The sequence below is a fragment of the Jiangella asiatica genome (assembly GCF_004349065.1).
GTDB classification, from domain to species: domain Bacteria; phylum Actinomycetota; class Actinomycetes; order Jiangellales; family Jiangellaceae; genus Jiangella; species Jiangella asiatica.
In genome coordinates this window covers 1-12,494 of record NZ_SMKZ01000029.1, presented here as the reverse complement: position 1 = coordinate 12,494, position 12,494 = coordinate 1, and the positions used below count along the sequence as shown (strand labels likewise).

Here is a 12,494-nt window from a genome sequence, read left to right as displayed (position 1 = left end):
GGCGACCGGCTGGATCGAGCCGTCCGCGACCGTACGGATGCGCCAGCTCAGTGCTGTACGGAGGCGCGGCGCATGATGTCCTCGATGAACGGCGCCTTGCCCGACCGGTAGGCCGGACGGTCGTCGTGGTGCAGCGAGGCCAGGTCGCGTTTGATCGCGGTGTAGGTGGCCGCGTCCTCCGGGTGATGGCGCAGGTGGTCGCGGAAGGCCAGGCAGTCGCGGCCCAGCTGCGACACGTACTCCACGACATGCAGGTGGTGCGTGCGCCAGGCCGGGTCCGGATGGCAGAACGACCAGCGCCGCAGCTCGTGGTCGCCGTCCTCCCAGACGAACGTCCAGCCGACGGCCTCCATGGCCGGAATGGCGTCGCGCGCCTGCTCATAGTCGGCGACCATGGCCATCATGTCGATGATCGGCTTGGCCGCGAGCCCTGGCACAGCGGTGCTGCCGACGTGCTCCACGGAGCCGATCAGCCAGGGCCGCAGCGCCGGCTCGACGAGCTCACGCTGCTGTTCGAAGGAATGGGGCCAGTGCGGGTCGTAAGGAACGATGGTTATCGGGTCGCGGCGCACGGCATCGTGCGCAGCATTGCTTTCGTGCATGGCACCGAGATTAGTCCCCTCCGGCCCGGATGGTCGCGCAAGACAACGAGGATCCGCCCGAGTTCCGATCATGTTCATACGTAGGTACCGTCCGAGCGCGCCTAGCCGCCTCGGCCCGGGCATCCGGGTGAAGTGGAAGCGAGCTGGCTGCTTTGGTAGTGGTCGGAAGTGAGTCGAGGGCCCCGCCCGCTCCACCAGTCCCGTCAGCTGATGCCACCCCCGACAGGGACGACGTCGGGAGCGACCATGCCGGCCCGCTTGACCGTCCGCAGCGCGACGGCGACATCGGCGTGGATGAGCCCGGGGAGGTGCCCGACGGTCTCGGAGAGGAAGTCGTAGAGCGCGCTGTCGTTGGCGACGGCGATCTCGCCGCAGAGGTTCCGGTCGCCGGTCGTGGCGGCGATCATGATCACGTTGCGGTTGCGAGCCAGCATCTCGCCGGCCAGCCCGATCTTGGTCGGGTTGATCGTCAGCCACACGAACGCGTTGACCGTCAGGCCGAGGACCTCGGGCTCCACGACCGTGCGCATCCGCAGGAAACCGCGGGCCATCAGCGCCTCGGCCCGCCGGCGCGCGGTACTCGGGGTGACGCCGCAGCGACCGGCGAGGTCCTGCCAGCTCATCCGCCCGTCGCCGATCAGCTCTCCCAAGACCCGCTCGTCCAGTGGTGACATCGGCACGACCTCGTCCGGCTCGGGTCGCTCGGCCCAGCGGTCCCGCCGCTCGGCCCGCAGCGCCGTCACGGTCTCGTCGGGCAGAATGCCCGGGTTCCAGCCGTGCGGCGTGGAGAAGCGCCGGATGACCTGGTTGCTGAACGTCGCAGTGACACCTTCGAGCTGCGGCAGCCGGTGCATCATCAGCCGGTAGAGGTGCTCGTTGGACGTGTATGCGAGCTCCGCGACGCAGTCGACGCTACCGGTCAGCACCTTGACCGACCCCGTCTCGTGCCACAGCGCCAGCGGACGGGCCAGTTCGTCGGCCGCGCCGGGAGCGCACCGCAGCCTCACGAACACCGACCGGGCCCGGTGGCTGAGCTGCGAGTCCAGGGCGCCGACCACGCGCACCGCGCCCTGGCGGCGCAGCCGGGCGATCCGGCGGGAGACCGTCGCTTCGGAGCTGCTGACCGCTTGGCCGATGGTCGCGTGGGTTGCGCGCGGGTGCGCCAGCAAGGCAGCGATCACGCGGCGGTCGAGATCATCGACTCGTGCCGATTCCATCAGATCACCCGCCGACTATGTGCGTTCCTTGCATTCTACGCACATTCGTTGACAGGTTGGATCATGCGCCCCAAACATGGTGCCCCACAAATTCGCAGGACGTCCGCAGTCGCTGCCCACCGGGCAAACGCGACGGTCCGGACCACCGGAGGAGGACTGCTTCATGTGGCGACGGCCTATCTGCGCCGTGGCGGCGATCGCGCTCGTCGCGGTGGGATGTTCCGATGACGACGGCGACAACGCCGGCTCCGGCGACGGCGACGGGGGCGAGGGCGGCAGCATCACCATGTGGACCGTCTACGACACCGCGGATCGCATCGCGACCATGGAGCCGGTGCTGGCGACGTTCACCGAGCAGAGTGGCATCGAGGTCGAGCTGGTCGGCGTCAGCGCGCCCGACCTGTCGCAGGCCATGGTGTCGGCGGCCGCGGCGGGCGATCTGCCCGACGTCGTCGTCCACGGTGTCGAGCTCGCGGGCGGCTGGGTCAACGAGGGCATCCTCGACTCCGCCGCGGCCAGCGAGCTGGTCGACGAGCTGGGCGCCGACACCTTCAACGAGAGCGCGCTGGACCTCATCCGGGTCGAGGACGCCGAGGGCGAGTACGCCACGGTCCCGTCCGACGGCTGGGGTCAGATGATCTTCTACCGCTCCGACCTGTTCGAGAGCGCAGGCCTGGAGCCGCCGGACAGCTACGAGGATGTCCTCGCCGCCGCCGAGCAGCTGAACGGCCAGGACGGTGTCTCCGGCTTCGCGCTGGGCAGCTCCGGCGGCGACGGCTTCACCATGCAGGTCTTCGAGCACGTCGCCCTGGCCAACGACTGCCAGCTCGTGAACGACGACGGGGAGGTCACCCTCGACAGCCCCGAGTGCGTCGAGGCCATCCAGTTCTACGTCGACCTGAACGAGTTCGCGCCAACCGGCGCCGGCGACGTGGACACCACCCGGGCGAACTGGCTGGCCGGACGGGCCGCCATGATGTCGTGGTCGCCGCACCTGCTCGACGAGCTGGCCGGCCTCTTCCCGGACACCCCGTTGACCTGCGCCGAATGTGCCAACGACCAGCAGTGGCTGGTCGACCGGACCACCATGCTGCCGCTGTTCCAGGGTCCGTCCGGCGAGGAGCCCACCCAGTTCGGCCTCACCATCAACCTCGGCATCACCACCTCCGCCGACACCGAGTCGGCCAAGGAGCTGGTCCGGTACCTCCTCGGCGAGGAGGGCTACATGGGCTTCCTCTCCATTTCGCCCGAGGGCCGGTTCCCGATGCGCAACGGCCCGGAGGCCGGCGACACCTCGTATGTCGACGGCTGGCGCGAGCTCGCCGTCGGCAGCGGCTCGCAGACGGTCAGCGTGGGCGAGCTGTACGGCGACGAGGCGGTCGAGACCATCGCCACCGGTGCCACCGGGTTCGAGCGGTGGGGCTTCGCACAGGGCTACGGGGCGCTGGTGACCGCGATGTACGGCGACCTGGAGCTGACCAACATCCTGCGTGACGCCCTCGACGGCAGCATCACTCCGGAGGAGGCCGCCGCGCAGATGGACGAGAGCGCCACCCAGCTCGCCGAAGGGCTCGGCTGACGCGTATGGGTCCCGACGGATCGCGCACCACCGCACCGGACTCCGGTCCGAACGCGGGGGCCGATCGGAGGCCGGCGTCGGCTCCCGCCTGGGAGCCGGCGCGGGGCCGCCGGCGCGGCCCGTCGCTGCGGGCCCGCGAGGCCCGGGCCGGGCTGGTGCTGGTCAGCCCGACGGTGCTGATCGTCCTGCTGGTCGTCGTGCTGCCGTTCCTCTGGACCATCCTGATCTCGTTCCAGCGGCTGCGGCTGATCGACCTGCAGAACGTCTTCGACATCACGCTGACCCTGCGCAACTTCGAGACCGTCCTGGGCAGTTCGGACCTGTGGGAGATGGTCCGCACGACGCTGATCTACAGCGTCGGCGGCACCATCCTGTCCGTCGGCGCCGGCCTCCTGACCGCGCTGGCGCTGCGGCAGCGGTTCCCGGGGCGCATGATCATCCGGGCGTTCGTCCTGGTGCCGTACGTGATCCCGGTGGTCTCCGCGGCGCTGGTCTGGCGGACCCTGCTCAACCCGCAGTTCGGGCCGGTGAACGTCTTCGGCGTGGAGGTGCTGGGTTGGGACCAGCCGATCGGGTTCCTCAGCGAGCGGTTCCACCGGGTGGAGGTGTTCGGCCTGGGCGTCGACCTGCCGATCGCCCTGATCACGGTCATCGTGTTCGAGGCGTGGAAGACCTTCCCACTGGCGTTCCTGTTCATCTTGGCCAGGCTGCAGGGGCTGCCACGCGATCTGGAGGAAGCGGGCCGGGTCGACGGCGCCACCCCGCTGCAGCGGTTCCGCTACGTCGTCGCGCCCCAGCTGTCCGGCGTCATCGCGCTGCTGGTGCTGCTGCGGTTCATCTGGACGTTCCAGAACTTCAACGACATCTACCTGTTGACCAGGGGCTCCGGCGGCACCGAGGTGGTGTCCGTGCAGGTCTACAACTACCTGATCTCGCGCAACGACGTCGGCGGCGCGGCCGCACTGGGCCTGCTGATGTCGGTCGTCCTGATCATCGCATTCGCCGTCTACTACCGCTACGGCGTACTGAAGCAGGAGTCGGAGGTCTAGGTGGCGTCGCGGGAACGGGTCGAGACCCGCGTGCTGAACGTAGCGCGGGTGGTGTGGTTGGCGATCGTGCTGGCCGGATGTGTCGTGCCCCTGCTGTACATGGTGCTGCTCTCGGTCCGGCCGCTGCAGGCGGTCCTGGCCGATCCGCTGGACATGCTGCCCAGCCTCAGCGAGCTGAACCTGGCCGCGTACGAGCGGGTCATCGCCTCGCCGGAGGACGGTGGCTACGGGCTGCTGTCGTTCTTCGGCAACTCGCTGATCGTGGCGCTGGGCTCGGTGGTGCTGACGGTGGCGCTGTCGGTGCTGGGCGCGTACGCCGCCACCCGGCTGCGCTTCCCGGGCAAGAACGTGATCAACACGTCGTTCTTCGCCGTCTACATGTTCCCCGGCATCGTGATGGCGATCCCGCTGTTCGTGCTGTTCTCGCGGCTGGGCCTGCGCGGTGAGCTGCCCGCGCTGATCATCATCTACCTGGCCTCGACGGTGCCGGTGTCGGTGTACATGCTGCGCAACTACTTCCGCTCCATCCCGCAGGGTCTCGAGGACGCGGCGATGGTGGACGGCTGCAACCGCAGCCAGGTGATCTGGCGGATCGTCCTGCCGCTGGCGATGCCGTCGATCGCCGCGACGTCGCTGTACGTCTTCATGATCGCGTGGAACGAGTACCTGTTCGCGCTGTTGTTCCTGCTGGAGAGCCGGGACAACTGGACGGTCTCGCTCGGTCTGGCGCAGTTGGACGACATCAGCGTGTCAGCGACGGTGCTGATGGCCGGCTCCGTCCTGCTCACGCTGCCGGTCGTCGTGCTGTTCTTCGCCGCCGAGCGGCTGTTGGTCGAGGGCCTGACGGCCGGAGCCGAGAAAGGATGACGATGAGCGACGACCACGACGCGCCGGTGCGTCTGCTGGTGCTGGGTGCCGGGAACCGGGGCGGGCACGCCTACGCCGGCTGGTGCCTGGACAATCCGGGCGCCGCGACGGTGACCGGGCTCGCCGACCTGGACGACGAGCGCCGCGCCAGCGTCGGCGACGCGCACGGCGTCGCGCCGGAGCACCGGTACGGCGACTGGCAGGCCGCGCTGGCACAGCCCGGCCCGTGGGACGCGGTGATCGTCACGACGCCGGACCGCACCCACGTGGATCCCACCGTGCGCGCCCTGGAGCTGGGCTACGACGTCCTGCTCGAGAAGCCGATAGCGCCGACGTCGAGCGAGCTCGACCGGCTGGTCGCCGCGGCCAAGGACCGGCCCGGCGCCATCACCGTCTCGCACGTCATGCGCTACACGCCGTTCTTCACCACGCTGCGCAGGCTGCTCCAGGAGGACCGCATCGGCGACCTGCAGGGCATCCAGCACGCGGAGAACATCGCGTACTGGCACTTCGCGCACAGCTACGTACGCGGCAACTGGCACCGCACCGACCGGTCCAGCCCGATGCTCCTGGCCAAGGCCTGCCACGACCTGGACATCCTTCGCTGGTTGGTCGACTCCCCGTACGTCGCGGTGTCGTCTTTCGGCGACCGGCGGCACTTCCGCATCGAGAACGCGCCGGCCGGCTCCACCGACCGGTGCATCGACGGCTGCGCGGTCGCCGCCAGCTGCCCCTACAACGCCGAGCGCTTCTACGTCGAGCAGCTCGCCGGTGTGGAGACCTGGCCGGTCAGCGTCATCACCAAGGACCCGTCGCCGGAGGGCCGGATGCGGGCGCTGCGCGAGACCGACTACGGCCGCTGCGTGTACCGCATGGACAACGACGTCGTCGATCACCAGACCACGTCACTGCGGTTCGCCAACGGGGTGACGGCGTCCCTCGTGGTGTCCGCGTTCACGCGACAGAACACTCGCATCATCACGCTCATGGGCAGCCACGGCGAGATCAACGCCGACCTGGAGACCGGCCGCATCAAGATCATGCCGTTCCGGGACGCGTCGCCCGACATCGCCGGCCGGCAGGTCGACAGCGGCAGCACCATGCAGGTGGGCGAGGGTGCGACCGGCTACGTGGAGGAGATCCCAGAGCCGCGAGGCGGGCACTCCGGCGGTGACGCCGCGCTGATGGCCGACTTCGTCGAACGGACCCGACGGCGGCGGGCCGGCCTGCCGGTGGAGGCCGCGCCGAGCGCGTTCGAGGAGAGCCTCGAGAGCCACTGGGTGGCCTTCGCCGCCGAGCGCTCCCGCCAGAACGGCACCGTCGAGTACCTGTGAACAGCGCCGTCCCCGCCGACAACCGGCCGAACCTGCTGCTGATCACCACCGACCAGCAGCGCCGTGACACGCTGGGTCCGAGTGCGCCGCGCTTCCTGCGCACGCCGCACCTTGACCAGCTGGCCCACGAGGGTGTCCGGTTCGACGCGGCCTACGCCTCGACGCCGGTGTGCGTGCCGTCCCGGGTGTCGCTGCTGACCGGACAGTCCAGCCTGCGCCACGGGATGACGCACAACGGCGCCACCTCGTCGGTCCTGTCGCCGGGCGCGCCCACGCTGCCCGCGCGGCTGTCCGCGCTGGGCTACGCCACCGTCGGCATAGGGAAGATGCACTTCAGCCCGCCGCGCGCGCACCACGGCTTCGAAGAGCTGGTCCTGCCCGACGACTACTACCGGCACGCCAGCCGGACCGCCGTCGCCGCGATGCGCCACGGACTGGGCCAGAACGAGCTGTACCCCGGCATGGCTACGGTCCCGGAGGCGGCGACGCTGACCTCGTGGCTGTCCGAGCAGGCCGTCGAGCACATCCGGCACCGCCGCGACCCCACCCGCCCGATGTTCATGTGGCTGTCCTACTCCAAACCGCACCCGCCGCTGGACCCGCCGGAGCCGTACTACTCGATGTACCTGTCCGCGCCGATCCCGGAGCCGGTGGTCGGCGACTGGGCCGGCGACGATGCCCCGGCGGCGTTCCTGCGCCAGCGCCACCGCGGCTCGTTCGACCAGCTCGACCCGGACACCGTCAAGGCCGCCCGGGCGGCCTACTACGGGCTGGTCACGCAGATCGACTACAACCTGGGCCGAGTGCTCGCGGCCCTGCAGGACATCGGCGAGCTGGGGCGGACGCTGATCGTCTTCACGTCCGACCACGGCGAGTTCCTCGGCGACCACGGCACCGGCAACAAGGTGTTCTTCCACGAGGTGTCCGCGGGCGTGCCGATGATCGTCCGGCCGCCGGCGGGTGCGTCACCGTTCCCGCCCGGCACGGTCGTGCGGACCCCCGTCACGCTGGCCGACGTGCTCCCGACGTTCGTCCAGGCGGCCGGCGGCACCGTCGGCGACGACGTCGACGGGGTCGACCTCGTGTCGCTGGCGGCGGCGCCTTCCCCGTCACGGATGGTGACCGGCATCGCCAGCGGCGACGGCGGGCCGCCCGGCGTGCCGTACTACCTGGCCGTCACCGACGGCCGGCACAAGTACATCTGGTACCCGGAAGGTCCGGCCGAGCAGCTCTTCGACCTGGAGAACGATCCGGAGGAACGGTCCGACCTGGCCCGCTCGGCCGATCCGGCCGATCCGGCCGAGCTGGGCCGGTGGCGGGAGCGGTTGGTCGCGGCTGTTCGCGACGGCGGCGGCGAGCGCTACCTCGACGGCGGCCGGCTCCCGGCGGTGCCGGCGATGGGTGACACCCCCGCGGAGCAGCGCGCGACCGCCTGGCCCGGGTACCACACCGACGCGTTCCACCTGGACGTGCGGCACTGATCACGACAGTGCGGCGGGCAGTCCGAACGCGGGGAAGAGTTCCGGCGCGAACGTGGTGATCTCCGCTATCCGGCCGTCCTCGGCCCGCAGCACGTCGAGCTTGAAGGCCTCGAAGACGGTGCCGCCGCGTGCCCGGAGGTAGCACGCGGCGGCCGGCAGCCGGTTCGCCGCCGTGGGCAGCAGCCGCCAATCGCCGAGCCCGTCCGATCCGAAGGCCAGCTCCTGCAGCGGCGCCAGTGCCCCCCAGCCGTCGTAGCAGACCGGCTGTGGCGGCATGGTGACGCGGATGTCGTGCCTGGCGAGCTCCGCCATGCCGGCCGGGTCAGGGTTCTCGTTGAGCGCGACGTAGCGGCGCAGCAGGTCGCGTTCGTCGGCACTGAGGCCGGTGCGGGCCGTATGGTCGGGCGCCGGGCGTCGCTCCCGCAGCGTCGTCCGGGCCCGCTGCAACGCGCTGGTGACGGCCGGCACGGTCGTGTCGAGGATCTCGGCGGTCTCGGCCGCCGACCAGCCGATGACGTCGCGCATCACCAGTACCGCGCGCTGCTGGGCGGGCAGCAGCTGGATGGCGGCGATGAACGCCAGCTCGATGGTCTCCCGCCCGACGACGACGGCGTCCGGTCGCTCCGCGCTCGGGGCGAGCTCGTCCAGCAGCCGATCCGGGTACGGCTGGAGCCAGGGCAGGTCGGCGAAGGAGTGCGGCTCCTCCGGCCGTCGCGCGCGGCGGCGCAGCAGGTCCAGGCAGGCGTTCGTGGCGATGCGGTAAAGCCAGGCGCGGACGTTGGTGCCGGCGTAGAAGCTGTCCCGCTTGGTCCACGCCCGCAGCAACGTCTCTTGCAGGAGGTCGTCGGCCTCGTCGAACGAGCCGAGCATCCGGTAGCAGTGCACGTGGAGCTCGCGGCGGTACCGCTCGGTCAGCGCGGCGAAGTCGTCCTGGGCGAGATCCATCCGGCTCATTGTGCGCGATTCTCGGCCGGACCGATGACTCCGGGTGCCGCGCGTCGTTACACCCATCGACCGACCTCACCGAGGAGGAACTCATGAACACCGTGGTCCTTGACATCAGCATCTCCCTCGACGGCTACGTGGCGGCCGCGGGACGCACTGCCGAAGCACCGCTCGGCGCCGGCGGCGAGCGCCTGCACGAGTGGGCGTTCGGCCGCGACGAACAGAGCAGGGCCCTGCTGCGCGAAGCCGTCAGCGGGCTCGGCGCGGTGATCACCGGGCGCCGGAACTACGACGACTCCATCGCCTGGTGGGAAGCCGACGGCCCGTCCGGCCCGGCCCGGCGGCCCACCTTCGTCGTCACCCACGCGGCGCCCGAACGGTCGCCTGAGGACGGCGTGTACACATTCGTCACCGGCGGCATCGAGGACGCCCTGGAGCAGGCCTCCCGCGCCGCCGGCGACCAGGTCGTCGCCGTCATGGGCGGCGCGGACCTCGCCCAGCAGTACCTGGCGGCCGGCTTGGTCGACGAGATCTCGCTGCACGTCGTCCCGGTGCTGTTCGGCGCCGGCACGCGGCTGTTCGGTGATCTGCCCGGCGGCCACGTCGAGCTCGAGACCGTCGGCGTCGTGGCGGCACCGAGCGCGACGCACACCCGGTTCAGGGTGATCAGGTGACCGGCAGCCCGGCGGCCCGCAGCGACAGGTAGCGCCGCTCGGGAAGGCTGGCCGTCATCCGGGCGGCGCGCTGGTACGCCTCTCGCGCCGCGCCGGTCTCACCGGCCAGCTCGAGCAGGTGCCCGCGAACGGCGTCGAGCCGGTGCGTGTGCGCCATCCGGTCGTCGTCGTCCAGGGTGCCCAGCAGCGCCAGGCCGGCCCGCGGACCGTGCACCATGGCGACGGCGACCGCCCGGTTGAGTGTCACGACCGGCCCCGGCGACACCTTCTCCAGTACCTCGTACAGGGCCAGGATCTGGGCCCAGTCGGTGTCCGCGGCCGTCGGTGCCTCGTCGTGCACGGCGGCGATGGCGGCCTGCAGCTGGTACGGGCCGATCGGGCCGTGGCCCAGCGTGGCGGTGAGCAGGCCGACGCCCTCGGCGATCTGGTCGTGGTCCCACCGCTCGCGGTTTTGCTCGGCCAGCGGGATCGGCGTGCCGTCCGGCCTGGTGCGGGCGGCCCGGCGCGCGTCGGTGAGCAGCATCAGCGCCAGCAGCCCGATCACCTCGCCGGCGTCGGGAGCCAGCCGCCGCAGCATGCGCGTGAGCCGGATCGCCTCGGCGGTGAGATCGGTGCGCTGGGTCCGTTCGCCGCCGCTGGCGGTGTAGCCCTCGTTGAAGATCAGGTACAGCACGTGCATGACGACCTGCAGCCGCTCCGCGCGCTCCGCCGGCGGCGGTAGGCCGAACCGGGCGCCGCTGCTCTTGAGCTTCTGCTTGGCCCGGCTGATGCGCTGCCCGATGGTGGGCTCGGGTACGAGGAACGCGCTGGCGATCTCCGCCGTCGTCAGGCCGCCGACCGCGCGCAGCGTCAGCGCCAGCTGTGCCGGCAGCGGCAGATCGGGGTGGCAGCACAGGAACAGCAGCGTGAGCGTGTCGTCGGTCTGGACGGCCGCACCCGGCTCGGCCAGCGTCGCGACCGTCTCCTCCCGGCGCCGCCGCGCCTCCTCGCTGCGAACCTCGTCGACGAACCGGCGCGACGCGACCGTCACCAGCCACGAGCGCGGGCTGTCCGGGACCCCGTCGCCCGGCCACTGCGTCGCCGCCGCCAGCAGCGCCTCCTGGACAGCGTCCTCGCACGCGTCGAACTGTCCGTACCGGCGCACGAGCACACCGAGGACCTGCGGCGCGGCAGTGCGCAGCAGGTCCTCGATGGTCGTGGCCGGCATGGTCACATGTCCGGCGGCTCGTCCATGGCGTGCCGGACCTCCACCCGGCCGGCGTACGTGGCGATGCGCCCGGCGATCTCCAGCGCCCTCGCCTCGTCCTCGACGTCGACCACCCAGAAGCCGACCAGCGACTCCTTGGCCTCGGCGAACGGGCCATCGGTGACGACGGGGACGCCGTCCTCCAGCGTCACCAGCTTCGCCGTGCTCGCGTCGGCGAGACCCTGCTGGAAGACGAGCTCCCCGGACTCCTGGAGGTCCTTGTCCAGCTGGATCATGAAGGCGATCATCTCCTCGATCCATTCCTTCGTCTGGCTCGCGAGCATGGTCTCGGCGTCGCCGAACATCATGATCATGTACTTCACACGATCTCCCATCGGTTGCGGGCACCCGGGCGGGCCCTCTCGTCTTGTGGTCGGATCCGGCGCGCCGTTCTCGACAGGTCGCGTCAGATGTCGCCGGGGGCGTCCTCGCACCGCACGCCCTGCATGGCGTCCAGGGCCGCGCGGGCGGCGTCGTCGACCGGGATGAGCGTGGGTATCGGCTCGGCGTCGCCAAGCGTGATCCAGGCCGTGAACGCGTACGGCCGCTTCGCGTCGCCGATGGCGTGGCCACCGCAGCGCAGCACGTCGAAGTGGACCCGGCGCTCGGCCGACCCGGCCGCGGCGGCGGGATCGGCGGTCACCGTGAACAGGACACTGCCGCGGACGTCGTGGATGACCGCCGGTTCGGCGGAGCCGTCGATGCGGCTGACGGTGAGCACGCCGCTCAGCGTCGCGTCCGGCTGGCTCGCCAGCGGGCTGAGCGTCAGGTCGACCGCGGCGCCGAGCACCTGTGCGCCGCAGTCGGTGCGCAGCAGCCGGTCCAGCGTGCCGTTGGGATGCGGCAGGTCCAGCTCCAGCTCGTGCTCCGTGCCGTCCGCGGCCTCGGCGACCAGCGCCACCGACGCCGGCCCGGTGCTGGACGCGACGCCGTCCGGGCAACGCGCGGTGCCGTACTCGAGCTGCAGGTCGCGCGGCGTGGTGCCCGGCGGGATGGTGGAGTCGAACGATTGCGGACCCGTGGCCTCGAACGAGTCGCTGAGTAGCTCCGCGGACGTGATGCGCACGTCCTGGGTGCCGTGGTTGGTGACCGCGATGACGACGAGCCCCGGGCGGTTGAACGAGCGGCGGATCTCCGCGGTCGCGGTCAGGTCCGGGGCCTCCGCCCGGTCGGTCGGCGCGTCGGTGGTGCCACGGTCGCCGTCGTCGTCGGACCAGGCGAGGCCTGCCGCGACCGCACCGCCGGCGACCACCACCACCGCCAGCGCGGCGCCCCAGCCGAGCCGCCCACGTCTCATTCCCCGATTGTGCCCCGCGCGGTCACCCCCCGCACCTCCCGAAATGATCACGTTCAGCAGGATCACCCGAGCCTCACCATGATTGCGAGCATGGTGTGACACGAGATCTCGTGCTGAACGTGATCATTTCGGGTTCACCGGCCGGAGCGCGTGGAGATTCCCATGTGCCGGCAGCGAGTCAGGGGGAGGGGACGGGGAGAGGG

Annotated in this window: 12 protein-coding genes; 6 read left to right on the top strand and 6 right to left on the bottom strand. The window is 71.0% G+C overall.

Going from position 1 to position 12,494, the window contains the following annotated elements:
- Positions 1-47: 47 nt before the first annotated feature.
- A complete protein-coding gene (locus E1269_RS19180) occupies positions 48-602 on the bottom strand; it encodes a GrpB family protein (protein ID WP_203433892.1) in 555 nt (184 codons plus the stop codon).
- Between the two features lie 203 nt (positions 603-805).
- The gene (locus E1269_RS19175) at positions 806-1,819 is read right to left on the bottom strand and encodes an Lrp/AsnC family transcriptional regulator (RefSeq protein ID WP_131897451.1); all 1,014 of its coding nucleotides are present in this window, start codon (positions 1,817-1,819) and stop codon (positions 806-808) included.
- 163 nt (positions 1,820-1,982) lie between these two features.
- On the opposite strand from E1269_RS19175, the gene E1269_RS19170 reads away from it, so the two are divergent.
- From E1269_RS19170 to E1269_RS19150, 5 genes are read left to right on the top strand one after another with little or no spacing between them, the layout of a single operon-like run.
- Complete coding sequence (locus E1269_RS19170; protein ID WP_162606513.1) at positions 1,983-3,398, top strand: ABC transporter substrate-binding protein; 1,416 nt, start codon at positions 1,983-1,985, stop codon at positions 3,396-3,398.
- A 5-nt stretch (positions 3,399-3,403) separates the two neighbouring features.
- Positions 3,404-4,447, top strand: coding sequence for a carbohydrate ABC transporter permease (locus E1269_RS19165; RefSeq protein WP_131897447.1), 1,044 nt, complete (start codon positions 3,404-3,406; stop codon positions 4,445-4,447).
- Positions 4,448-5,314 carry a carbohydrate ABC transporter permease gene (locus tag E1269_RS19160; RefSeq protein WP_203433891.1) on the top strand — a complete coding sequence of 289 codons (867 nt, stop codon included), beginning with the start codon at positions 4,448-4,450 and terminating at the stop codon, positions 5,312-5,314.
- A gap of 2 nt (positions 5,315-5,316) precedes the next feature.
- Positions 5,317-6,648 carry a Gfo/Idh/MocA family protein gene (locus tag E1269_RS19155; RefSeq protein WP_131897445.1) on the top strand — a complete coding sequence of 444 codons (1,332 nt, stop codon included), beginning with the start codon at positions 5,317-5,319 and terminating at the stop codon, positions 6,646-6,648.
- On the top strand, positions 6,645-8,129 hold the full coding sequence (locus tag E1269_RS19150) for a sulfatase-like hydrolase/transferase (protein WP_131897443.1): 1,485 nt from the start codon (positions 6,645-6,647) through the stop codon (positions 8,127-8,129). The genes E1269_RS19155 and E1269_RS19150 overlap by 4 nt, the downstream gene beginning before the upstream one ends.
- Here the strand turns inward: E1269_RS19150 and E1269_RS19145 are convergent, their stop codons facing one another.
- Positions 8,130-9,140, bottom strand: a complete 1,011-nt coding sequence (locus E1269_RS19145) for an RNA polymerase subunit sigma-70 (protein ID WP_420810650.1) — start codon at positions 9,138-9,140, stop codon at positions 8,130-8,132.
- A 26-nt stretch (positions 9,141-9,166) separates the two neighbouring features.
- Here E1269_RS19145 and E1269_RS19140 point away from each other — a divergent pair, with 26 nt between their 5' ends.
- Positions 9,167-9,748, top strand: coding sequence for a dihydrofolate reductase family protein (locus tag E1269_RS19140; RefSeq protein ID WP_131897439.1), 582 nt, complete (start codon positions 9,167-9,169; stop codon positions 9,746-9,748).
- On the opposite strand, the gene E1269_RS19135 is transcribed toward E1269_RS19140, so the two are convergent.
- From E1269_RS19135 to E1269_RS19125, 3 genes are all read right to left on the bottom strand, one after another.
- Entirely contained in the window at positions 9,741-10,955 is a 1,215-nt protein-coding gene (locus E1269_RS19135) for an RNA polymerase sigma factor (protein ID WP_131897437.1), read from the bottom strand. The genes E1269_RS19140 and E1269_RS19135 overlap by 8 nt on opposite strands.
- A gap of 2 nt (positions 10,956-10,957) precedes the next feature.
- A complete protein-coding gene (locus E1269_RS19130) occupies positions 10,958-11,308 on the bottom strand; it encodes a YciI family protein (protein ID WP_239000965.1) in 351 nt (116 codons plus the stop codon).
- Positions 11,309-11,400: 92 nt separating this feature from the next.
- Positions 11,401-12,291, bottom strand: coding sequence for a hypothetical protein (locus tag E1269_RS19125; RefSeq protein ID WP_131897433.1), 891 nt, complete (start codon positions 12,289-12,291; stop codon positions 11,401-11,403).
- Between the last annotated feature and the right edge of the window lie 203 nt (positions 12,292-12,494).

Excerpts from the sequence above, each read along its gene's own strand:
- E1269_RS19180 (WP_203433892.1), bottom strand. The coding sequence starts at position 602 with ATGCACGAAAGCAATGCTGCGCACGATGCCGTGCGCCGCGACCCGATA.
- E1269_RS19175 (WP_131897451.1), bottom strand. The coding sequence starts at position 1,819 with ATGGAATCGGCACGAGTCGATGATCTCGACCGCCGCGTGATCGCTGCC.
- E1269_RS19170 (WP_162606513.1), top strand. The coding sequence starts at position 1,983 with ATGTGGCGACGGCCTATCTGCGCCGTGGCGGCGATCGCGCTCGTCGCG.
- E1269_RS19165 (WP_131897447.1), top strand. The coding sequence starts at position 3,404 with ATGGGTCCCGACGGATCGCGCACCACCGCACCGGACTCCGGTCCGAAC.
- E1269_RS19155 (WP_131897445.1), top strand. The coding sequence starts at position 5,317 with ATGAGCGACGACCACGACGCGCCGGTGCGTCTGCTGGTGCTGGGTGCC.
- E1269_RS19145 (WP_420810650.1), bottom strand. The coding sequence starts at position 9,140 with ATGGGTGTAACGACGCGCGGCACCCGGAGTCATCGGTCCGGCCGAGAA.
- E1269_RS19140 (WP_131897439.1), top strand. The coding sequence starts at position 9,167 with ATGAACACCGTGGTCCTTGACATCAGCATCTCCCTCGACGGCTACGTG.
- E1269_RS19135 (WP_131897437.1), bottom strand. The coding sequence starts at position 10,955 with ATGCCGGCCACGACCATCGAGGACCTGCTGCGCACTGCCGCGCCGCAG.
- E1269_RS19130 (WP_239000965.1), bottom strand. The coding sequence starts at position 11,308 with ATGATCATGATGTTCGGCGACGCCGAGACCATGCTCGCGAGCCAGACG.
- E1269_RS19125 (WP_131897433.1), bottom strand. The coding sequence starts at position 12,291 with ATGAGACGTGGGCGGCTCGGCTGGGGCGCCGCGCTGGCGGTGGTGGTG.